Annotated in this window: 18 protein-coding genes and 3 pseudogenes; 9 read left to right on the top strand and 12 right to left on the bottom strand. The window is 62.9% G+C overall.

Features of this window, described 5'->3' with window-relative positions:
• Window positions 1-294: 294 nt before the first annotated feature.
• Window positions 295-696 (top strand): YbaY family lipoprotein, encoded by a 402-nt coding sequence (locus tag ABMD26_RS16165; protein ID WP_354310677.1) that lies wholly within the window; start codon window positions 295-297, stop codon window positions 694-696.
• Window positions 697-714: 18 nt separating this feature from the next.
• On the opposite strand, the pseudogene ABMD26_RS16160 reads toward ABMD26_RS16165, so the two are convergent.
• Window positions 715-2905: pseudogene (locus tag ABMD26_RS16160) on the bottom strand (TonB-dependent receptor).
• A 137-nt stretch (window positions 2906-3042) separates the two neighbouring features.
• Window positions 3043-3825 (bottom strand): class I SAM-dependent methyltransferase, encoded by a 783-nt coding sequence (locus tag ABMD26_RS16155; RefSeq protein WP_354310675.1) that lies wholly within the window; start codon window positions 3823-3825, stop codon window positions 3043-3045.
• 95 nt (window positions 3826-3920) lie between these two features.
• On the opposite strand from ABMD26_RS16155, the gene ABMD26_RS16150 reads away from it, so the two are divergent.
• On the top strand, window positions 3921-4535 hold the full coding sequence (locus ABMD26_RS16150) for an energy transducer TonB (RefSeq protein WP_320523033.1): 615 nt from the start codon (window positions 3921-3923) through the stop codon (window positions 4533-4535).
• Between the two features lie 272 nt (window positions 4536-4807).
• Here ABMD26_RS16150 and ABMD26_RS16145 read toward each other — a convergent pair whose 3' ends face one another.
• From ABMD26_RS16145 to ppc, 6 genes and pseudogenes are all read right to left on the bottom strand, one after another.
• Window positions 4808-5497, bottom strand: coding sequence for an extensin-like domain-containing protein (locus ABMD26_RS16145; protein ID WP_134723610.1), 690 nt, complete (start codon window positions 5495-5497; stop codon window positions 4808-4810).
• A gap of 47 nt (window positions 5498-5544) precedes the next feature.
• Window positions 5545-6414, bottom strand: a complete 870-nt coding sequence (locus ABMD26_RS16140) for a DUF72 domain-containing protein (protein WP_354311836.1) — start codon at window positions 6412-6414, stop codon at window positions 5545-5547.
• Complete coding sequence (locus ABMD26_RS16135; protein ID WP_192001114.1) at window positions 6411-6704, bottom strand: hypothetical protein; 294 nt, start codon at window positions 6702-6704, stop codon at window positions 6411-6413. The genes ABMD26_RS16140 and ABMD26_RS16135 overlap by 4 nt, the downstream gene beginning before the upstream one ends.
• 148 nt (window positions 6705-6852) lie before the next feature.
• On the bottom strand, window positions 6853-7533 hold the full coding sequence (gene tsaB / locus ABMD26_RS16130; protein WP_134723613.1) for a tRNA (adenosine(37)-N6)-threonylcarbamoyltransferase complex dimerization subunit type 1 TsaB: 681 nt from the start codon (window positions 7531-7533) through the stop codon (window positions 6853-6855).
• Window positions 7534-7645: 112 nt separating this feature from the next.
• Window positions 7646-8293 (bottom strand): adenylate kinase, encoded by a 648-nt coding sequence (gene adk / locus ABMD26_RS16125; protein ID WP_354310671.1) that lies wholly within the window; start codon window positions 8291-8293, stop codon window positions 7646-7648.
• A 275-nt stretch (window positions 8294-8568) separates the two neighbouring features.
• Window positions 8569-11215, bottom strand: a pseudogene (ppc, locus tag ABMD26_RS16120) (phosphoenolpyruvate carboxylase).
• Between the two features lie 213 nt (window positions 11216-11428).
• On the opposite strand from ppc, the gene ABMD26_RS16115 reads away from it, so the two are divergent.
• The 7 genes and pseudogenes from ABMD26_RS16115 to lptF all read left to right on the top strand — a co-directional run bounded on the left by ABMD26_RS16115 (window position 11429) and on the right by lptF (window position 16230).
• Window positions 11429-11779, top strand: a complete 351-nt coding sequence (locus ABMD26_RS16115) for a pilin assembly protein (protein WP_122742466.1) — start codon at window positions 11429-11431, stop codon at window positions 11777-11779.
• Between the two features lie 236 nt (window positions 11780-12015).
• Window positions 12016-12420 (top strand): DUF4398 domain-containing protein, encoded by a 405-nt coding sequence (locus tag ABMD26_RS16110; protein WP_354311835.1) that lies wholly within the window; start codon window positions 12016-12018, stop codon window positions 12418-12420.
• Window positions 12421-12461: 41 nt separating this feature from the next.
• Entirely contained in the window at window positions 12462-13274 is an 813-nt protein-coding gene (locus ABMD26_RS16105) for an OmpA family protein (protein WP_134723616.1), read from the top strand.
• 95 nt (window positions 13275-13369) lie between these two features.
• Window positions 13370-14194 (top strand): annotated as a pseudogene (locus tag ABMD26_RS22255) (PAS domain-containing protein); the annotation flags it as partial.
• Window positions 14192-14746, top strand: a complete 555-nt coding sequence (locus tag ABMD26_RS22250; RefSeq protein ID WP_240050176.1) for a methyl-accepting chemotaxis protein — start codon at window positions 14192-14194, stop codon at window positions 14744-14746. The pseudogene ABMD26_RS22255 and the gene ABMD26_RS22250, both read left to right, overlap by 3 nt.
• Before the next feature lie 246 nt (window positions 14747-14992).
• Window positions 14993-15406 carry a DUF4398 domain-containing protein gene (locus tag ABMD26_RS16095; protein ID WP_056844228.1) on the top strand — a complete coding sequence of 138 codons (414 nt, stop codon included), beginning with the start codon at window positions 14993-14995 and terminating at the stop codon, window positions 15404-15406.
• A 41-nt stretch (window positions 15407-15447) separates the two neighbouring features.
• Window positions 15448-16230 carry a lipotoxin F family OmpA-related lipoprotein LptF gene (gene lptF, locus ABMD26_RS16090; RefSeq protein WP_049861295.1) on the top strand — a complete coding sequence of 261 codons (783 nt, stop codon included), beginning with the start codon at window positions 15448-15450 and terminating at the stop codon, window positions 16228-16230.
• Between the two features lie 48 nt (window positions 16231-16278).
• Here lptF and ABMD26_RS16085 read toward each other — a convergent pair whose 3' ends face one another.
• The 4 genes from ABMD26_RS16085 to lysS all read right to left on the bottom strand — a co-directional run bounded on the left by ABMD26_RS16085 (window position 16279) and on the right by lysS (window position 21199).
• The gene (locus tag ABMD26_RS16085; protein WP_502948319.1) at window positions 16279-17232 is read right to left on the bottom strand and encodes an alpha/beta hydrolase; all 954 of its coding nucleotides are present in this window, start codon (window positions 17230-17232) and stop codon (window positions 16279-16281) included.
• Window positions 17204-18481 carry a flavohemoglobin expression-modulating QEGLA motif protein gene (locus ABMD26_RS16080; RefSeq protein ID WP_049861294.1) on the bottom strand — a complete coding sequence of 426 codons (1278 nt, stop codon included), beginning with the start codon at window positions 18479-18481 and terminating at the stop codon, window positions 17204-17206. The genes ABMD26_RS16085 and ABMD26_RS16080 overlap by 29 nt, the downstream gene beginning before the upstream one ends.
• A gap of 57 nt (window positions 18482-18538) precedes the next feature.
• Entirely contained in the window at window positions 18539-19249 is a 711-nt protein-coding gene (locus tag ABMD26_RS16075; protein ID WP_375143179.1) for a TetR/AcrR family transcriptional regulator, read from the bottom strand.
• A gap of 447 nt (window positions 19250-19696) precedes the next feature.
• Window positions 19697-21199, bottom strand: a complete 1503-nt coding sequence (gene lysS / locus ABMD26_RS16070; RefSeq protein ID WP_134723619.1) for a lysine--tRNA ligase — start codon at window positions 21197-21199, stop codon at window positions 19697-19699.
• Between the last annotated feature and the right edge of the window lie 38 nt (window positions 21200-21237).

Below are 21237 nucleotides of genomic sequence, written 5' to 3'. Positions count from 1 at the left end.
TAGCAAAAAAGAGACCCATGCGTTTCAGGTCTAATTCCAAACTAGCAGCCAACAGAAGAAACGCAAAAACAACACCCATAAAAACAAAAGCATTCAACAACACGTCAATTGAAAACTTATATTCTCTGCAACGTACACTTCCAGTGGCCCGGACAAATCATCGCACACCTTATTCTTGACCCTGCGGAATAGTGAGTATTAAGGTGACGTCGGCCCCCTCGCAACGCTGCATGATGCGATCAGCCAGGGATGTGCGTTTAAGAAAAACTGGTATTCGAAGAAGGATGGAAACTCATGAAACGCCTTTCACTGATCGTCCTCAGTGCCCTCATCGGCGCCTGCAGCAGCCTGCAGCCTGCTACCAAAGCCACGCTCGAAGGGGAAGCGTTCTATCTGCAGCGCATCGCCCTGCCGCCTTCGGCGGTCTTGACCGTGAGCCTGCAGGATGTGTCGCTGGCCGATGCACCTGCCGTGGCCCTGGCCCGGCAAAGCGGCCCGATCACCGGCCAGGTGCCGCTGCCGTTCAAGCTGGAATACGACCCGGCTCAAGTCAAACCGGGTCATCGTTATGCGGTGAGTGCCCGCGTCGAAGCCGATGGGCACCTGTTGTTCATCAGCACCCAGCACCACGGTGTGACGCTGGATGGCAAGGATGAACAGCCGCTGCGCATCCGCATGGACGCCGCTTCGCGGTAATCCGGAACGCGGCGGTGGTCAGAATCGATAGACGCTGCTCACCACCGCCGCGCGACCGTCTCCGTACTCCACGGCCGAAGAGCGGGTGTCGCTGCCGATAACCGTACGCACCCTCTCGACGTACTTCTTGTCGGTCAGGTTGCTCAGATTCAGCTGCAGTTCGAGGTTGTCCGAGGCCCGGTAGCCCAGCATCGCATCGTGCACCCAGTAGGCCTCGAGCTTGGCTTGATCCTGAGAAGTGAGGTTGCGCTTGCCGACATGGCGTACACCATAGGCCAGGGTGATGTCGCCTGGAAGCTGGTAAGCGGTCCACAGATTGAAGGAACGCGGAGCAGTGTTGCTCAGTGCCTGCCCGACACGCTTGGGCGAAGCTGCCGACTCGAGCGTCGCGCTGCTCTGCAGAGTGTAGTTGGCAAATACGTGCCACCGCTCGGTCAGCTCGCCCGTGGCGGCCAACTCCAGGCCCTGCACGCGCTGTTTGCCTGCCAGCAGACTGGTACCGTCGCTCAGACGCTCACGAACGTTGTCCTTGACCACCCGAAACAACGCGCCTTCGAGTTGCAAACGGTCATCGAACAGTTGCCACTTGGTCCCCAGCTCCCAGGTCTTGCCCTTCTCGGGTTCCAGGCTCTGGGTGCTTTCGGACAGGCCTCCACCGTAGGTCAGCAGGTTCTCGGCCGAGGGGTTGAACGAAGTGCCGTAGGCCACGTAGAAGCGACCGTTCTCGGTGGGCGTTGTAGACCAGCCCGGCGCGTTGGCTGAAGACGCCATCGGTAGCGCCTGCCCGGCTCCGGACCCCGCTCGCCGAGCGGCTGTTGGCTTCTGCGCGCATGTGGTCGTAACGCAGGCCGAGGCTGAGGTCCCATTGGTCGTCCAGGGCCAGGGTGTCGAACGCATACAGGGCGCGATCCGCCACGCTGTTGTGCGCCACGCTGGTCGGCGACTTGACCTTGGGTCCGCTCCAGTAGCCAGGCGGGTTGGCCAGATCGTAGCCGTTGGCCGGATAGAAGGACTCCACGGCATAACCCGACGCCTTGCGGTCGTAGGTTTCGTGTGACAGCTCGGCACCGACCACCAGGGTATGGCCCAGGCCGAAGGTATCGAAATGGCCGGTGAGACTGGTCTGGTTCATGGCCAGGCGGGTGTGAACATCGCGCCGATAGGCCTGCGGGCCGGCCGGCAGATAACGGCCCGCCGGAAGCTTGGCCTGCTTGACGTGGGAAGCGGATACGGTGGTGTCGCGGTCGACCTGGCTCAGTCGCGCCAGGTTCTGCACGGTCCAGTCCGGATTCAGGTCGTGTTCGTACTTGACCGTGAGGCTGTCGGTATCGGCACGTTCCTGATCCAGGTTGCGCCAGCCGTAGTAGTGGCTGGTCTTGACCCCGGGCAGGCGCTTGCCATCGCGGGCAGGCACGCCGTAGTCGGGCAGGTTGTCATCGCTCTGGTGGAAATAGCTGAGGGTCAGGCGTGTATCGCTGCCGTGCCCGAACGTCAGCGAAGGCGCCAGGCCCCAGCGTTGCTGTTCGATCCGGTCGCGGCCCGGCACCTGGTTCTCGTGGGCCATGAGGTTCAGGCGAAACAGGGTGCCGTCGCCGAGGTCGTGCAGTGGCTGGTTGGTGTCGAGAGTCAGGCGGCGATAGCGATCGGTGCCGACCCCTGCGCCCAGTTCGGTGAAGCTGTCGTCGAGCGGCAGCTTGGTGATCAGGTTGATGGCGCCACCGGTAGCACCCGCGCCGCCGAACACCGAGCTGGGCCCCTTGATGACCTCGACCTGTTCCAGGTTGAACAGGTCGCTGCGGCTGGTCTGGGCAGAGTCGCGCAGGCCGTCGATCTGCAGATTGGCGTTGGCACTGAAGCCACGAATATTGATGCTGTCGCCCGAGCCACCCCCGCCCTCGCCCGCGTTGAAGGAAATCCCGGAGATGTTGGACAGCGCCCGGCGCAGACCCAGGGCGTTCTGTTCGCGCAAGATCTGACGCGGGACCACGGTGACCGTTTGCGGCACGTCGAGCAACGGCACGGCGTACTTGGCCGAGGCCGAACGCTGGACCTGATAGGGCGGCGCGGCCTGCTTGCCCGTCACGCTCAGCTTGTCCAGCTCCATCACTTCATGCCCCTCATGGGCATTGACGCTCGCAGCGCAACCGATCAACGCCAGGCCCAGCGCCGAACGGCGGGGCAACGTGCAAACTCCTGTAGAACGGTACATGTATACAGCCTCATTACAAATGAGACTTGATTCTATTTGAGCGTGCCGGGCTAAAACCGGCATGGAAAAAATCAGGACCGTTCCTACGCATCCATGGGTACGGAAGGTCGCCGCTGCCTACAGCGCAGAGCTATTCCTCACACCGGCTTGAGGGCTTTCTTCGGGTAGATATCGTAGCGACTGGATTTACCTTCCAGGGCATGGCTGGGTTTGACGCCCTCGATGCACGGTGCCTTGCGCGGTCGCTTGACCACCACTCGGTGGGTGGCCAGCGCGAGGGCGGCGGCCAGCAGGGCCGGTGCATCCATGTCGTCGCCCACCAGCGGACGGAACAGACGCATTTCCTTCTTTACCAGCGCGCTTTTTTCCCGATGGGGAAACATCGGATCCAGGTAGATCACCTGGGGCGCTTCGCCCTGCCACTGTTGCATGACCTCGATCGAGTTACCCTTGAGCAGCCGCATCCGTGCAACGATGGCGCCCACCTGCGGGTCATTCTGGGCGCGGTCCAAACCGTCTTCGAGCAACGCGGCGATGATCGGCTGGCGCTCCACCAGGCTCATGTCGCAGCCCAGGCTGGCCAGCACGAATGCATCCTTGCCCAGACCTGCCGTGGCATCCAGTACCCGCGGCCGCACACCGGGCTGCACGCCCACGGCCTTGGCGATCATCTGGCCACTGCCGCCGCCGTACAGTCGCCGATGGGCCACGGCGCCTTCGACGAAATCCACGCGCACAGGCCCCGGTGCGTCCGCACCCAGTTGCTGCAGTTGCAGGCCGCTGTCGCCGACCAGCAGAGTGAAGTCGGCGTCGGCCAACTGGCGAGGCAGATCCAGGCGTTGCGCCCATCGTTCGGCTTGCGATTCGCAGGCGTCGTTCTGCGCCTGAACCTGGATGCGACCACCTGCTTGCTGCTCCACTGAAGATTCCTGTATCCGAAGGCTAAAAGATCGGCGCACGCCGCCGATAAGAACTTTGCCAGGCATTTTGCCAGAGCCCAAGCGTGCCGAGTGCCATGTCCGTCATCAATTCCACAGCGCCAGGTTACATTTCGCCCAGCGGCGACTTCAGCCAGCACAACATCCAGACCCTGGGTGCTGCGAGTGCGCTGTGGCAGGACTTCTTCGCCCAGGCATTGACCGAGCATGGCGAAGGACAAGCTCAGGGACAGGAACCTGCAGCGGGCGCCAGCGAATCGGCGACTGAGCCCAGCGCCGGGAGCGAGATTCTGGCGCACATTCTCATGCAACGCTTGTGCGATGTCCGCGAGACCGAAGTCAAGCCGCCCGAGCCGCTGTTCCTGCCCAAGGCCGAGCTGGATCTGACCCTGCTGGACAAGGCCGCCGAGCCATTGCCCGAAGAAGACGTGCTGGCGCAGCAGGCTCACCTGGCGTTCGACAGCCGTTGGGTTCGGCCGCTGGTGTTGAGTCATGGCACCGAGGCATCCAACCCAGGCCCGGCACCCGCCCCACGTGCGCTGCACCTGCCGATCGCCGAACTGGATTGGCAGTTGGCCCAGACATCGGAGCCGCTTGCGCAGACGACCCTCGACGAGCAATGCCATGCATTGGCGCTGGACCTGAGTTGGATGCGCCCTGTTGTGCTGAACAACACGCGTCAAGCCGTTTGACCGACGCCGGGTTCATCCAGTTACACCGCATGCGCCGCCGACGCGGCTCGCGCCGCTGCTACAGAAGCACTGTTGTGCTGAACAATACCCGTCAAGCGGTTTGACCGACGCCGGGTTCATCCAGTTACACCGCATGCACCGCCGACGCGGCTCGCGCCGCTGCTACAAAAGCGCCGAAATTGCCGCGTCCAAGCGCCCCGCGGTCCCCCCCCCCTGTAGCAGCGGCGCGAGCCGCGTCCGGGATCAGCGCGGTGGCGGGGAATGAACACAGATCAGCGACACACGCTCCAGCGCCCCATGTCCAAATGGAAATGGTTGCGGTGGGCGGCGTTGTAATCGGGACCCAAGACGGTATTGAAATGCTTGCAGGCCCCATCGCGCACGTCGCGCAGGAAGCGCGCGTTGGCGTCGTCGCCGGGCCAGTCCTTGAGGACGTTTATGCGCCGGCCATCGGCCAGGCGAAAACCGGCGATGTCCAGCGCGTTGGCGCTGGCATGCTGGCTGAGGCGTCCTTCACTACGACCGTAGACATTGCGGCAGGCGAAGCTGCCCAGATGATCCACCTGGGTCACCGCTTGGCCGAACGCGGCTTGCGCAGCCGGCTGCAAGGCCTGACGCTCGAACATCGCGAACGCCACGGCGACCGGACAGGTCGCCAGAAAGCTGCTGCTCAACCTGACCTCGCTGCCCTGCACGCGCAGCACATTCACCAACGGACACCTGGCATCGGCCGGACTGTCGGCCTGCACGCTGTAGCGCACGGTAGACGTGGCCAGGGCCTGCACACAAAGCTTGGGATCACTCTGCAACCGGCTGAGCTTGTAGCGCGTCAGAAAATTCACCGGCTCGGCGATGTCCAACGGCGCCCACGGATTCCACCGGTCGGGCACCTCTATCCAGCCTCGCCATACGGCAACCGGGGCTGCGGCCAGTAGCAACAGGATGATCAGCAATCTCGACACGTCGGCCTCGGTTCGGCATGGCTGAAGGAAACCACCGCAGTACCGGATCAGAGCAGGCCGAGCTGCGCCGTCTGGGGCTCCCGAGGCAGTTCCCTTAAGGCCGGCAGCCCCGGCAAACGTTCCATCAGACGCTCGTGGAAACGCCGGGCCAGGGCTGGGGCGAACAGATTGTCGGCCGTGTGCAGAAAAATGTACGGGGTGCGCCCCTCCTCGATCCAGCCGGCGATCTTCTCGACCCAGGGCGTCAGGAATGGCTCGTTGGCCTGCACCTGCGGATGACCGATGAAGCGTACTTGCGGGCTGTTGCTGAAAGCGGTCGGACGTGGCGGCACACGGGGCTTCTTGGATTGGGCATGAAGCACTGCGGGTGCGTCCGAGGTGCAGCTGAACAAGGCCCGCGGGTCCAGGCAGATACGCTCGACATTGCGTTCACGCAGCAGATTGTTGAGCAGACGCTCCTCGTGGCCACGGGCGAAAAATGCACCGTGGCGCACTTCCACGGCAATCGGCCGTTGCAGGATGTCGATGAAGCCCATCAGCTCCGGCAGTCGCCAAGGCGCGAATGACGCCGGCAATTGCAACCACAGCGGCGCCACTCGTTCACCCAGTGGATCGAGCAAGCGGCAGAAATCCTCCGCAGCGCCCAACTGCTCGCGCAGGTCACCGCCATGGCTGATGTCGCGGGGCAGTTTTGCGGTGAAGCGGAAGTCCGATGGCATGCTTGCGGCCCAGCGTTCCACGGTACTGGGCGCAGGGCGTGCGTAGAAAGTGGTGTTGCCCTCCACAGCATTGAACAGTTGGGCGTACAGGGAGAGGAAATCGGGCGGACGCGCATCATGCGGGTAGAAATCACCGCGCCAGGCGTTTTCACTCCACGAAGGACAACCGATGAAATAAGGCAGGCTGGGCACAGTCAGATATGCACATCCAGACCCAGCACCTCATTGTCCCACTCGACGAAGCCCTGGGTGCTCAGGTACATGCCCAAGGCGTCAGCGGCGCGGCGACTCATCGAACGGGGGAAGATCATGTCCTGCTGGCGTGCAGGAACACTGGCGCCTCGAGCGCGGGAGCGCTGGGGGGTGGGTTGCGCAGGGGCTTCGAATTCGCCTTCGATATCGTCGACGGCATCCTGCACCCGCGCTTTATCCGCAAGCGGCTTGCGCTTGATCGGGTAAGGCTGGGAGGAAACACCATCGATACGCATCAGGTTCACTCGATCTTCGAAAGAAGCCGGCACCGGCCAGGCTGCGACTCAGGTGATCACTAGACCACAAATTGCGACAAAGTTTTATCTCTATGGCAGATTCTGCCGATGAAATGCGCACTACAGGCGTGAACGCCGACGAAGCGTACTACAAAAGCGATTTTTTCGGAGTGGCGACGTTGTCGCGCAGGTAAACCGGCTGGGCGCCATCGGCAGGCAGTCCTTCGCCGCGCGCCCAGGCAAAGCGGGCCAGCTCCAGCAGATCCTGGGCATGGGGCAGCAGGTCGGCGTCGCGCCCCACGGTGGCAACGGCGATCCGTTCGGCATAGGTCCAGCCGGTGCCTGCACCGAACCACTCTCCCGTGGCCTGGGCCGGTAGCTGGGCCCGTTCGGGCGCAAACACCCCTTCCTCGCCCTGCAGGCGCATTTCCCCAGCGTGCTCCTGATAGCAACCCCAGTACACCTCGTCCATGCGCGCATCGATGGCAGCCGCAACCTGATTCACACCGTGCTCGCGCCAGGCGCGTTGAGCCAGCAAGGCGAGGTTGGACACCGGCAGGACCGGCCGATCCAGGCCGAACGCCAGGCCCTGGACCACCCCTACCGCAATGCGCACACCGGTGAACGCGCCCGGCCCGCGGCCGAAGGCAATTGCATCGACGGCCGTCAGCGCTACACCTGCGTCAGCCAGCAGGGTCTTGATCATGGGCAGCAGCTTCTGCGCGTGCAGGCGCGGGATCACTTCATAGTGGCTCGACACCTTGCCGTCATGCAGCAAGGCGACGGAGCAGGCTTCAGTGGCAGTGTCCAGGGCCAGCAGGGTGGTCATCGAAAAGGGTCCAGGCAATGTAGGAAAGAGGCGATTATAGACAACTACGGCCCGCGAGCGGGCCGTTCATGGCAACACGGTAGCCGACACAGGTCGTGTCGACACCCAGCATTCAGCTCAGTGCCGCAAGCACCTTGGCGGTGATGTCGGTCACCGAGCCGACGCCCTCGACGTGGCTGCACTTGGGCTTGCCCTGCGCGGCCGACAGATCGCGGTAGAAGGCCACCAATGGCTTGGTCTGCGAGTGGTAGACCGAAAGGCGATGGCGCACGGTTTCCTCGGTGTCGTCCTTGCGCTGCACCAGCGCGTCACCGGTGACGTCATCCTTGCCTTCTTCGCGCGGCGGATTGTAGACGGTGTGGTAGACGCGGCCCGAGGCTTCATGGACACGACGACCGGCGATACGCTGGACGATCTCTTCGTCATCGACGGCGATCTCGAGCACGTGATCGAGCTCCACACCGTTGGTGACCAGCGCTTCGGCCTGAGGAATGGTGCGCGGGAAACCATCGAACAGGAAGCCGTTGGCGCAATCGGGCTGGGCAATGCGCTCCTTCACCAGGGCAATGATCAGGTCGTCGGAAACCAAGCCGCCGCTGTCCATGACGCTCTTGGCCAGAACGCCCAGTTCGGTACCGGCCTTGACGGCAGCGCGGAGCATGTCGCCGGTGGAAATTTGCGGGATACCGAATTTTTCGGTGATGAATTTTGCCTGAGTACCTTTACCGGCCCCGGGAGCTCCCAGCAGAATCACGCGCATCGATGTGCTCCTCTCGATTTTTATAGATAGTCGTCAGATCTGCTTCCGCCGCGCTGACGGCAGAAGCCCTTCCCAAAAAAATGATGGCCGCAGAACGGCCAAAGGCTGATCAAGATACACAGCGTGCACGGGGCACACAAGCCACCGAAAGTCGCAGGCACCCGCCCCTGCGGACGCTGCCTGGCAGGGGTTGCACCGGGTACCACCGGCAATCGGTTGCACCCCTGCTGACAGCTGCCGCGGCCCTGACACCCCGACGCCATCGACGGCTGGGCTCAGCCGGTATTGCGCAACCCGGCGGCGATACCGGCCACGGTCACCAGCAATGCCTGTTCCAGAGGGCTGTCGAGTGCCGCTTCCCGCGTGCGCGAACGCGCCAGCAATTCGGCCTGCAGCAGGTGCAGCGGATCCAGATAGGTGTTGCGCAGACGGAAGAACTCCAGCGTCATCGGGCTGTGGGCGAGCAGGTGTGTCTGGCCAGTCAGTGCCAGTACTGCCGCGCAACACTGCGACAATAGGTCGCGCAGCTCCGCACCCAGTGGCTGCAGGCCAGGCTCGACCAGACGCAGGTCATACAACGCGGCAATTTCGGCGTCAGCCTTGGCCAGCACCATCTCCAGCATGTCGATGCGTGTACTGGAAGAACGGCCACTGCGCGCGCATCGAAGCCAGTCGTTCGCCTTCACCCTGTTCCAGGGCTGCGCCCAGGGCCGCCTCCCATCCCAGCCAGGCGGGCAGCATCAGCCGTGTCTGGGTCCAGCCGAAGATCCACGGGATGGCGCGCAGGCTCTCGATCCCGCCCTGCCGACGCTTGGCCGGGCGGCTGCCCAAGGGCAACCGGCCCAGTTCCTGCTCGGGCGTGGCCTGGCGGAAGTACTCGACGAAATTCGGATGCTCGCGCACCACCTGCCGGTACGCCTTGACGCCCTGCCCCGCCAACTGGTCCATGACCGTGCGCCAGGCAGGTTCGGGCAAGGGCGGCGGCAGCACAGTGGCTTCCAGCACCGCTGCGACATAGAGGTTGAGATTCTGCTCGGCGATGTCCGGCAGGCCGAATTTGAAACGGATCATTTCACCTTGTTCAGTGGTGCGGAAGCGCCCCGCCACCGAACCCGGCGGCTGCGACAGAATGGCCGCATGCGCCGGGCCGCCGCCCCGGCCCACGGTGCCGCCGCGACCGTGGAACAGCAACAGCTCGACACCATGGGCCTGGCAGATATTCACCAGGGTTTCCTGCGCCCGGTACTGCGCCCAGGCGGCCGCCGTGGTCCCGGCGTCCTTGGCCGAATCGGAGTAGCCGATCATCACCTCCTGCGGGCCTTGCAGACGGTTGCGGTAGTCCGGCAGCTGCAGCAAGCGTTCGAGCACCGGCCCGGCATTGTCGAGGTCGGCCAGGGTTTCGAACAGCGGCACCACGCGCATAGCCCGGCGCAGCCCGGACTCCTTGAGCAGAAGCTGCACCGCGAGCACGTCGGAAGCGGCGCCGGCCATGGAAATCACGTAGGAGCCCAGCGATGCGGCCGGCGCTGCCGCCACTTCGCGGCACGTGGCCAGCACTTCGGCAGTGTCCTCGCTGGGTTCGAAACAGGTGGGCAGCAGCGGTCTGCGATTGGCCAGCTCACGCACGAGGAATTCGATTCGCGCGTCCTCGTCCCAGTCGTCATAGCGACCCAGCCCGAAGTATTCGGTGATTTCGCTCAAGGCACCGCGATGACGAGTCGAATCCTGACGCACATCGAGGCGCACCAGAAACAGGCCGAAGGTCACGGCGCGGCGCAGGCAATCGAGCAATGGCCCGTCGGCGATCACGCCCATGCCGCAGGCATGCAGCGAGTCGAAACACAGCTGCAACGGCTCGATCAGCTCGCGGTTGTCCTGCAACACCTGGTCGTCGACCGGCTGATTGCCGGGCAGCGAAGCCTGAGCCCAGTTGCGGGTAGTGCGCAGCCGCTCGCGCAGTTGCTTGAGCACCGCGCGATAAGGCTCGCTGCTGTCGGGCGCCTGTGCCATGAGCGGCGCACTGGCCTGCTGCATGGACAGATCGGCGGCCAGCTGGTCGACATCGCGCAGAAACAGATCGGCCGCCATCCAGCGCGCCAGCAACAACACTTCGCGGGTGACCTTGGCCGTCACATTGGGATTGCCATCGCGGTCGCCGCCCATCCACGAAGCGAAACGGATCGGCGCGGCCTCAAGGGGCAGACGCTGCCCGGTGGCGGCGTGCAACGCCGCGTCGACCCGGCGCAGATGATTGGGCACCGCTTGCCAGAGCGAGTTCTCGATGACCGCAAAGCCCCACTTGGCCTCATCCACCGGCGTCGGCCGGGTGCGGCGGATTTCCTCCGTATGCCAGGCCTCGGCGATCAAACGTTGCAGGCGCTCGCGCACCGCCTTGCGCTCGACAGTGGTCAGGTCCCGGTGGTCGTGCAAGGCCAGTTGTGCGGCGATCGCGTCGTATTTCTGGATCAGGGTGCGACGCGCGACTTCGGTCGGGTGTGCGGTCAACACCAGTTCGATATCCAGCGTCACCAGTTGTCGAGCCAGCGCTTCAGGACGGTGGCCGGCGGCCGTGAGCCGCTCCAGCAGCTCGCCCAGCGCGAGGTTTTCGAAGGGTTCGGGCTGGCCCTCGTCGCGGCGGCGGATGAGCTGGTATTGCTCGCAGATATTGGCCAGGTTGAGGAACTGGTTGAACGCTCGGGCCACGGGTAGCAATTCTTCTTCACCGAGGTCGTCCAGACTGGACCTCAGTTCGGCACTGACCGCATCACCGGTCGGATCGCGTCGACGGTCCGCCTTGGCGCCACGACGAATGCGCTCGATCTTTTCCAGAAAGGCATCGCCGTACTGCTCGCGAATGGTATTGCCCAGCAATTCGCCGAGCAGGTGCACGTCTTCGCGCAGGCGCAGATCGATATCGGACATCGGCATTCTCCGTGGCTTGGAAACGGTTTGCCCGTCCAGCCAGCCCGGCGCGGCGTGTGATTGGATCGCCTGGGCCACTGAACAAGCACGGGAAAAATGGCTCTACAACTGGTCTACGCAACAAATGTTCTATAGCGCAAAGAGTGCCCCAGCCTGGACGAGGCTGACAAGCGCGACAGACAGGGGCGTGAATAACCGGCACACGAGGTGTTTATGAAGATTCACGAACTGGCCGAGCATTGGGAACAGAACGCCAAGGGTCGCCTGACCGACACCGGTATCAACATTCACCTGGACATGGAGTCGGCAGCGCGCCTGGCGGCGCTGACCCAGATGTACCCCAAGCACCACGCTCAGGAACTGCTCGGCGAGCTGATCGGGGCGGCACTCGAAGAGCTCGAGGGCAGCTTTCCCTACGTCAAGGGGACCAAGGTCATCGCCACCGACGAGGAGGGTGATCCCCTGTATGAGGATGTCGGCGCGACACCGCGATTCCTGGCGCTGTCACGTGAACACCTGCAACGCCTGAAAAGCACTGCGGACGACGCTGCGAATCGAACTTGAACCGGTAGGTTTGCGAAAGCTCCTACGCGCTGGCCAGCCCCGGTCAGATGGTCATAAAAAAACCCCGGACTTGGCGGCAAAATTCATACAAATCAATAGGATAGTGCTCAAAAGCGATTGTAGACTCGGAAAAAAAAGAGCCAGCCACTGGCCACCGATTCGTCCGCAGTGCATTGCGCCAGCAGGCCTTTGCTGGCGTGTTGCGCAAGACGGACGAAGCAATCAATCGCTGTTCAATGGAGCACTATCGCGTGAATACATCCAGCGTACGGTCGTCTTTCGGCCCTCTGAAAACAGCCCTCCTGGGCCTTGCCACCGGTGTCGTCCTGACAGGCTGCGCCGGTATCGCGCCGGTCGAGCAATATGCCGTGAGCCAGTCGGCGGTCAATGCTGCGGTCAGCGCCGGCGGCACCGAGTTCGCCGCCGTCGAAATGAAGTCCGCTCAGGACAAGCTCAAGAACGCTGAACTGGCACTGCACGGCAAGCACTACGTGCAGGCTCGCCGTCTGGCCGAACAAGCCGAATGGGACGCCCGCCTCGCCGAGCGCAAGGCTCAGGCCGCCAAGGCCCGTCGCGCCGTCGAAGATGCTCGCCAGGGTATTCAGGACCTGCGTGAGGAAGGCCTGCGCGCCGCCTCTTGAGCTGGCTTTCGCGTTCTTCTTTCAAGATTCAGGAAATTACCGTGAACAATAAATTCAAGTTCCCCGCTCTGTCGGCGCTGGTCGTGCTGCTGGCCGCCTGTTCCAAAACGCCCAACCCGCAACTGGTGCAGGCCCAGGCCAATTTCGCCGACCTGCAAGGCAATCCCAAATCGGTTCAGCTGGCCGCCCTGGAGACCAAGGATGCTGCCGGTTGGCTGGAGCGCGCCGAAAAAGCCGCACGGGCCAAGGTCGACGATGAGCAAGTAGGGCACCTGGCCTACCTGACCAATCAGCGTGTCGAGGTGGCCAGGCAGACCATCGAACTGCGCGCCGCCGAGCAGGCGATCCAGGGTGTTGCCGCCCTGCGCGCCCAGGCCCGCCTGGAAGCACGCGATGCGCAGATCAAGAAGCTTCAGGAAAGTCTCAACGCCAAGCAACCCGCAGCCGAAACGATGGCTGTGCAACAGACCGAGCGCGGCAGTCTGGTCACCTTTGGCGATGTGCTGTTCGAAACCGGCCAGGCCGAACTGCGGACCAGCGCCTACGACAACATCGCTCGCCTGGCGGACTTTCTGCGCGACAACCCGGACCGCAAGGTGATCGTCGAGGGGCACACAGACAGCACCGGCTCTGCCGGCTTCAACCAGACCCTCTCGCAGCGCCGCGCCAATGCCGTCCTGGTGCAGTTGGTACGCGCAGGCGTGAGCCCTGAACGCATCGTCGCTCAAGGCCTGGGCATGTCCTATCCGGTGGCCAGCAATGGCGACGCGTCGGGTCGTGCACAGAACCGTCGGGTCGAAGTGACCATTTCCAATGACAACCAACCGGTCAGGTCCCGCGCTTCGATGCGCTGATCTGCAATGCTCGAGAAAAACCCGGCCTGCGCGCCGGGTTTTTTGCGCTTAATCGTTTCAACCTTACCGCTCGGCCGTTTCGGGCTTAAGTAACGATGGGGGCTGTCGATACTTTTACATGCCCTTCCCTTCTCGAGGCCTGTGCCATGTTCTTCTTCAAACGCCTGAAAAACGAAATGGCCGCCCTGCGTGAGGAAGTGGCGATCGTCCGGCAGATCCGCCAAGGCCTGGACGAAGAAACCATTCACCTCAGGCTCGACCCTCAAGGCTGCATTCTGGGCGTGAACGCCAACTTCGAGGCCGTGCTGCAGTATCGCAACGACGAGCTGGTGGGCAAGCCGCTGGAAAGCCTGGTCGCCGAACATGTGCAGAAGGACAAGCACTACGCACGCGTGCGTAGCGCCATACGCCAGGGCGAACACTTCTGCGGGGCCTGGCGGCTGGTGCGCAAGGATGGCGGTGAGACCTGGCTGCGCGTCATCATGCACCCCGTACATTCCACCGATGGCAGGCTGGTCAAGTTCTCCTGCTATGCCAGCGACCTGACCAATACCATCGAGACCTCCAGGGCGCACGAGAACTTCATCCAGGCGCTGTTGCGCTCAACTGCGGTCATCGAGTTCGACCTCGACGGCCATGTGCTGACCGCCAACGACCTGTTTCTGCAGGCGATGGGCTATGGCCTGGAGCAGATCAAGGGCAAGCATCACCGCATGTTCTGCAGCGGCGAAATCGCCAATTCCCGTGATTATCAAGCGTTCTGGGAGCGCCTGCGTCGCGGGGAGTTCGTCGCCGAGCGCTTCGAGCGCGTGGATAGCCATGGTCGCACGGTGTGGCTCGAGGCTTCCTACAACCCGGTCCGGGATGGCAACGCCAATGTCTACAAGGTCGTGAAGGTCGCGACCGTCATCACCGAGATGGTGGAACGCGAGATCGCCATCGCCGAAGCCGCCACGGTGGCGTACGACACGTCGGTGCGCACCGATGAAACGGCCCTGCGCGGAGCCGAAGTCGTGCGGGACACGGTCAAGGTGATGAAGGACCTCGCCCATCATATGCAAACAGCGGCTGAAGGCATCGAGGCGCTGGACGAGCAGAGCCAGGTGATTTCCAACATCATCAAGACCATCAGCGGTATCGCCGCACAAACCAATCTGCTGGCGCTGAACGCCGCCATCGAGGCCGCACGCGCGGGTGAACAGGGCCGTGGTTTTGCAGTGGTGGCCGATGAGGTTCGCCAGTTGGCTTCACGGACGACTCAAGCCACCGCCGAGATCGAGGGCGTCGTCAGGCAGAATCAGAAGCTTGCCACCGACGCGGTGGAAACCATCGGCGCCGGCAGGCACCAAGCCGAATCCGGCCTGCAACTGGCCAATCAGGCAGGTACCGTCATCACCGAGATTCAGGACGGTGCGAAGCGTGTGGTAGGTGCTGTGGCAAGCTTTACAACGCAGCTGGCCACCGAGTCCTAGGGTTCGATTCATTACCAGTCGCTACCTGATGCGCCTTGTCGGCTCGCTGACCAGCGCATCTGCGTGACAAACCAGCGGCGCCAGAAAAAACTCGCCCATTCGGACAAATTTCTGAACTATTCAAAATTGCCTTGTGTCCCAACGTTTAACCATTACAGCCAGCGGCGTGTGCTAGTCGCCGGGCTTTACCCAGGCGCGTGAAACGTTCGACTGTCATGGATTTTGATGTTTTTCAGGAGCTATCCAATGGAGTTGAAAGCCATGAATACCCGTACTGCCAAAACCTCGTCCAACCCTCTGCGCGGGCTGAAACTGGCTGCCCTCGCCCTGGGCACTACCTTCGTCCTGGCTGGCTGCGCCGGCAAGCCTCCCACCGAGCAGTACGCCGTGACTCAGTCGGCCGTGAACAGCGCCGTGAGCGCTGGCGGTACCGAATACGCTGCTGTGGAAATGAAAGCTGCGCAGGACAAGTTCAAGCAGGCTGAAATCGCCATGCACGACAAGAACTACGAGAAAGCCAAGGTCCTCGCCGAACAGGCCGAGTGGGACGCACGTCTGGCCGAGCGCAAGGCGCAGGCTGGCAAAGCGGCCAAGGCCGTACAAGACGCCAAGCAGGGTGTACAGGACCTGCGTGAAGAAGGCATGCGCAGCGCTCAGTAAGCTGCCCATCGCGACTTGAACTCGAATAAAGGATGAAGACTATGCGTAAACAATTGATGGTTCCTGCCCTGTTGGCTCTCAGCGTTGGCCTGGCAGCTTGCTCCACCCCGCCGAACCCTAACCTGGAACAAGCGCGGACCAACTTCTCTTCCTTGCAGACCAACCCCAAGTCGGTACAACTGGCTGCGTTGGAAACCAAAGACGCTTCGGAATGGCTGGACAAGGCTGACAAGGCCTACCGCGACGACGCCGACCGCGCCAAAGTCGACCAACTGGCCTACCTGACCAACCAGCGCGTTGAAGTGGCCAAGCAGACCATCGCTCTGCGCAGCGCCGAGGAAACCCTCAAAGGTGCTGCTGCCCAGCGCGCTCAGGCTCGCCTGGATGCCCGCGACGCTCAGATCAAGAAGCTTCAGGACAGCCTGAACGCCAAGCAGACTGACCGCGGTACCCTGGTGACCTTCGGTGACGTACTGTTCGACCTGAACAAGGCTGAGCTGAAGTCGTCCGCGTTCCCCAACATTGCCAAGCTGGCCCAGTTCCTTCAGGAAAACGCTGATCGCAAGGTCATCGTCGAAGGCTATACCGACAGCACCGGTTCGGCTGCCTACAACCAGAGCCTGTCCGAGCGCCGCGCCAACTCCGTGATGGCCGCCCTGGTCCGCGCCGGCGTCGAGCCTTCGCGCATCGTCGCTCAAGGTTATGGCAAGGAATACCCAGTTGCCGACAACACCAGCAACTCGGGCCGCGCCCAGAACCGTCGTGTGGAAGTGACCATTTCCAACGACAACCAGCCAGTGGCCCCGCGCTCGTCCATGCGTTGATCCACCCGCTGTAAATAAACGCCCCGGTGAGTGATCACCGGGGCGTTTTCATTTGTGCGTTGCGGGCACCGATTCGGCAGGCGCGGGATAGTTGGGTATCTCGCCAAGACGGCGAAGGCCGTTGAAATGCTGCGGGTCGTCCACGTAGCGCAGCATGACCTGACGCCAGGTGGGGTCGGCGAAGGTTTGCACATGGCCGCCACGGGTCAGTTGCAATACCCTTGGCAATGGCGCCTGTCGGTACAGTTGCAGCGCGTTGTCCAGCGGCACGATCGGATCGTCGATACTCTGGAAGAGCAGCATGGGCGTGCCTTTCAGTTGTTCGATGGAGGCGATGGCACTGTCGCCGTCGGGCACCCACCAGGACAACGGTACCTGCAACGGCCAGGTTACCCATGACGTGCTCAAGGCATAACGGCCCACTGCCCTGTAGCTGGCGGGCACGCCGTCCAGGACGAGCGCCTTGAGGCGCTGACGCTGCTGCGGATGCTCGGCCAGGTAGTGCACGGCCATCGCTCCACCCAGGCTTTGCCCAAGCAGCACCAACGGTTTGTCGCGCACCTGCGTACGCGCCTGCAGCCAGGCAAAGGCGCTGTCGATGTCCTGATAGATCTGCGGCAGTCGCGGCGAGCCCTCGGACAATCCATAGCCGCGGTAGTCGAGCATCAGCACCTGATAGCCCTGCTCGGGCAGCCACCAACTACCGCCCAGGTGCCAAGCCAGGTTGCCGCCGTTGCCATGCAGGTGCAGCACCGTGCCCTTGACCTCGACACCGGGCTTGGCCGGCAACCACCAGCCGTGCAGGCGCGTACCATCGGCAGCCGTCAGCGTAACGTCTTCGTAGGCCAGGCCCGCCTTGGCAGGCGTGAACGGCAGTCCGGGCTCCGGGTAGAACAGCAGCGAACTGCAGCCGGCCAGGCTGACCGTCACTGCCAGCGCCAGGGCAGTACGCCAGCGTCGCTGCGGCGGCCGCTCAGAGGATGTTCGAGTAATCGGCTTCAATTCGGTCCAGGCTCAGGTGGTTGAGGAAGTTCGAGAAGCACATCCAGGCGGACAGCGCGTTCATGTCGCGAAACTGTTCGGGCAGGTACTTGGGCGGCGTCACCAGCCCTTCGTCGACCAACTGGCGCAACGTGCGCATGTCTTCCAGGGTGGTCTTGCCACAGAACAGCAGCGGCACCTGTTCCAGCTTGCCTTTGCGCACGGCCAGCTGGATGTAGTTGTAGACCATGATGAAGCCCTTGAGGTACGACAGGTCCTTGGTGAACGGCAGACCGGTCGGGGTCGAGCCGCGAAACACACGGCTGGCGTTGCCGTAGGCCTCGGGCATCTCGAAGCCTTCGTCGCGGAAGAAGTCGAACACCTGGAGGAAGTCGGCACCCTCCTCGACCATGTGGATCGCGCGGGTGCGATTGGTCAACTTGCGCAGGCGGCTGGGATAGGACGCGAAGGTGATCACTTCCATCAAGATGGCCAGGCCTTCCTGGGTGACCGTCGACGAGGGCGGGCCCTTGGAGAGGAAGGTGCAGATCGGCTGGTTCTGGCCGTTCAGCGTCGTGGCGACATGGACCAGGCCTTCGTGGACTTCGAGGGCACGCACGTCGCGCTCGTTGAACATCGCATCGCTGCGAATCTTGATGTAATCCGCGCCGGCCGCGGCGTCGGCGACGATGCCGTCGGACTCGAACACGCGAATGGTGCCCTCGGTTTCACCGAACACCCGGTTCAGGCGCCCCTGCAACAGGTTCACCGCATCCTTGGCCGTCAGGGTCTTGGCTTCGTCCTTGAGGTCTCCGCGTCCGGCGATGTTGTTCAAATAGTCCGAAAGCATCAGTCCCAGATCGGCCAAGGTCGGGTCGCCGGCATGGAAGGCATCGGAAGCGGCGCCGTACAGCTCCTGTGAGATCAGGCCGAAGTCCTCGGTGCCGCGCGCTTCGAGCATGCGCACGACCATGCGGTACTCTTTGCACATGCGGCGCATGATCTGCCCGACCGGATTGAACTGGCCGAGCTGGCGGGTGATATCGCGCTCGATGTTCTGGAATTCCAGTTTGACCGCGCTGGAGTCGAAGCCCAGGGCTCGGTTCTGGTAATAGTCGCGATCCACCGCCGGCATCTGCTTGCCACCTGCCTGCAGAAAGCCATGACGAATGGAGTCGTCCCACTTCACTGCATCGAGCACGCGAATCGGCGTCTGTGCCTGCACGATCCGGTCGGAGAGGCCTCGAATCGTCTGCTGATACTCATCCACCGTACTGCTCCTCGTTCTGGCTTGGCCCACCGACAGTGGGCCGTTCACTGCGTGGGCTCAGCCCAGTACCCATTGCATGAAGCGGGTCAGGATGCCGAGCATTTCGCGGTCGGCGTCCGCTTGGGTACTGGCCAGCAGCCCCTGATATTCCATCCGCCCGATAATCGCCGTCAACACCTGCGCGTCCTGCACGGGATCGCGCGAGCCCAGCACCTCGAGCATTTGTCGACCGCCTTGCAGAAGAATGTCCTGATGAGCCAGCACCAGCGAGGCCAGGCGCGGGTTGAGCAATGCCTCCTGGCGAAAGGCCTGCTCGGCGATCAAGTGATCGCGACGGGTCTGCAATTGGTGCATCACGTAATCGGCGGTCAGGCGGGCGATCTCGTCGGCCAATTGGGCGCGAGCTTCGGGGCTGCCGTCGCCGCGAGCGATCAGGGCGCGCAACATCTCCTCCGTGTTGCTCCACAGCTTGGCCATGAACACGGCGCTGCGCTCGACGTACTGGGCGAAGGCATCGTTGAGCAGGTCATCGATGTCCTTGAAGTAATAGGTGGTCGCCGACAGCGGCACCCCGGCTTCGGTGGCCACGGCGCGGTGGCGCACGCCCCGCACGCCATCGCGCACGACGATGCGCATGGCCGCGTCGAGAATCGCCTGGCGACGCAGCTCGCTGCCTTGGCGGCTGGCCTTGCGCCCTTGGTACTGGACGTTGCGGGCGAGTGTCGAGGCGACGCTGGCGGCTCCTTGTCTGGGTGTTGCTGGAATCACTGCTCGTATCCTTTGAGTAAGTGGGAGGGTGCGGGCCCTGACGCGGCTCGCGCCGCTGCTACAGGGTACGTGAGAACCTGTGGATTGTGACGCGGCTTGCGCCGCTGCTACAGGGTACGTGAGAGCCCGTGGATTGTGACGCGGCTTGCGCCGCTGCTACAGGGTACGTGAGAGCCCGTGGATTGTGACGCGGCTTGCGCCGCTGCTACAGGGTACGTGAGAGCCCGTGGATTGTGACGCGGCTTGCGCCGCTGCTACAGAGATCGCGCAGGCCCGCGGATCCTTGAGCGCTCGCGTCGCTGCTACACGATATCGTAATCCTTTGAGACAACGGCAGGTTGTCGCGATCCCCTGTAGCAGCGGCGCAAGCCGCGTCGGGGCCGGCATTGACACCCCATATTGGCGCCCATAAAAAAGCCGCCCCATGGGGCGGCTGATCGACAACTGTCAGGCTTGCGGCCGCATGTGCGGAAACAGGATCACGTCGCGGATCGAGGGCGAGTCGGTCAGCAGCATGACCAGGCGATCGATACCGATCCCCTCGCCGGCCGTTGGCGGCATGCCGTATTCCAGCGCGCGAACGAAGTCGGCATCGTAGTGCATGGCCTCGTCGTCGCCAGCGTCCTTGTCCGCCACCTGGGCCATGAAGCGTGCGGCCTGATCTTCGGCGTCGTTGAGCTCGGAGTAAGCGTTGGCGATCTCGCGGCCGCCGATGAACAGCTCGAAGCGGTCGGTGACGTTGGGATTGTCGTCGTTGCGACGGGCCAGTGGCGACACCTCGAACGGGTACTGGGTAATGAAGTGCGGCTGCTCCAGCTTGTGCTCGACCAGTTCCTCGAAAATCATCACCTGCAGCTTGCCCAGACCTTCGAAACCCAACACCTTGGCGCCAGCCTTCTTGGCGATGGCGCGGGCCTTGTCGATGTCGTTCAGGTCATCGGCGCTCAGCTCGGGGTTGTACTTGAGGATCGAATCGAACACCGACAGGCGCACGAACGGCTCGCCGAAATGGAACACCTTGTCGCCGTAGGGCACGTCGGTGCTGCCCAGCACCAGCTGCGCCAGCTCACGGAACAGCTCTTCGGTGAGGTCCATGTTGTCTTCGTAGTCGGCATACGCCTGGTAGAACTCGAGCATGGTGAACTCGGGGTTGTGCCGAGTCGAGACGCCTTCGTTACGGAAGTTGCGGTTGATCTCGAACACCTTTTCGAAGCCACCGACCACCAGACGCTTGAGGTACAGCTCAGGAGCGATGCGCAGGAACATTTCCATGTCCAGGGCATTGTGGTGGGTTTCGAACGGCTTGGCCGCGGCGCCGCCGGGAATGGTCTGCAGCATCGGCGTCTCGACTTCGAGGAAGTCGCGCTTGGCCAGGAAGCTGCGGATATGGGCGATGACCTGAGAGCGCACGCGGAAGGTATCGCGCACGTCTTCGTTGACGATCAGGTCGACGTAGCGCTGGCGGTAGCGCTGCTCGGTATCGGTCAGGCCGTGGTGCTTGTCGGGCAGTGGGCGCAGCGACTTGGTCAGCAGGCGCACGCTGGTCATCTCGACGTACAGGTCGCCCTTGCCGGAACGGGCCAGGGTGCCTTCGGCGGCGATGATGTCGCCCATGTCCCAGGTCTTCACCTGAGCCAGGGTTTCCTCGGGCAGGGTCTTGCGGTTGACGTAGACCTGGATGCGTCCGGTCATGTCCTGGATCACCATGAACGAGCCACGGTTGAGCATGATGCGACCGGCGACCTTGACCGGAATCGCCGCCTCGGCGAGCTCTTCCTTGGTCTTGTCGACGTACTGTTTCTGCAAGTCGCCTGCATAGTTGTCGCGACGGAAGTCGTTGGGGAAGGCCTGGCCCTGGGCGCGCACGGCAGCAAGCTTTTCCTTGCGCAGGGCGATCAGGTTGTTTTCTTCCTGTTGCAGGTCTTGCGGGTCGAGTTGTTGGTCGCTCATGTCTTCAGATTTTCCATCACGGGTTCGTTGCTCCCGAC

Source organism: Pseudomonas sp. PvP001, assembly GCF_040546375.1.
In the GTDB taxonomy this organism is placed as follows: Bacteria; Pseudomonadota; Gammaproteobacteria; order Pseudomonadales; family Pseudomonadaceae; genus Aquipseudomonas; species Aquipseudomonas coleopterorum.
The sequence above is the reverse complement of the archived record's forward strand: the minus strand, read 5'-3'. Positions and strand labels throughout refer to the sequence as shown.

What these genes read in the sequence shown, in the direction of transcription:
- ABMD26_RS16165 (WP_354310677.1), top strand. Translation starts at nt 295, where the DNA reads ATGAAACGCCTTTCACTGATCGTCCTCAGTGCCCTCATCGGCGCCTGC.
- ABMD26_RS16150 (WP_320523033.1), top strand. Translation starts at nt 3,921, where the DNA reads ATGTCCGTCATCAATTCCACAGCGCCAGGTTACATTTCGCCCAGCGGC.
- ABMD26_RS16135 (WP_192001114.1), bottom strand. Translation starts at nt 6,704, where the DNA reads ATGCGTATCGATGGTGTTTCCTCCCAGCCTTACCCGATCAAGCGCAAG.
- tsaB (WP_134723613.1), bottom strand. Translation starts at nt 7,533, where the DNA reads ATGACCACCCTGCTGGCCCTGGACACTGCCACTGAAGCCTGCTCCGTC.
- adk (WP_354310671.1), bottom strand. Translation starts at nt 8,293, where the DNA reads ATGCGCGTGATTCTGCTGGGAGCTCCCGGGGCCGGTAAAGGTACTCAG.
- ABMD26_RS16115 (WP_122742466.1), top strand. Translation starts at nt 11,429, where the DNA reads ATGAAGATTCACGAACTGGCCGAGCATTGGGAACAGAACGCCAAGGGT.
- ABMD26_RS16110 (WP_354311835.1), top strand. Translation starts at nt 12,016, where the DNA reads ATGGAGCACTATCGCGTGAATACATCCAGCGTACGGTCGTCTTTCGGC.
- ABMD26_RS22250 (WP_240050176.1), top strand. Translation starts at nt 14,192, where the DNA reads ATGGTGGAACGCGAGATCGCCATCGCCGAAGCCGCCACGGTGGCGTAC.
- ABMD26_RS16095 (WP_056844228.1), top strand. Translation starts at nt 14,993, where the DNA reads ATGGAGTTGAAAGCCATGAATACCCGTACTGCCAAAACCTCGTCCAAC.
- lptF (WP_049861295.1), top strand. Translation starts at nt 15,448, where the DNA reads ATGCGTAAACAATTGATGGTTCCTGCCCTGTTGGCTCTCAGCGTTGGC.
- lysS (WP_134723619.1), bottom strand. Translation starts at nt 21,199, where the DNA reads ATGAGCGACCAACAACTCGACCCGCAAGACCTGCAACAGGAAGAAAAC.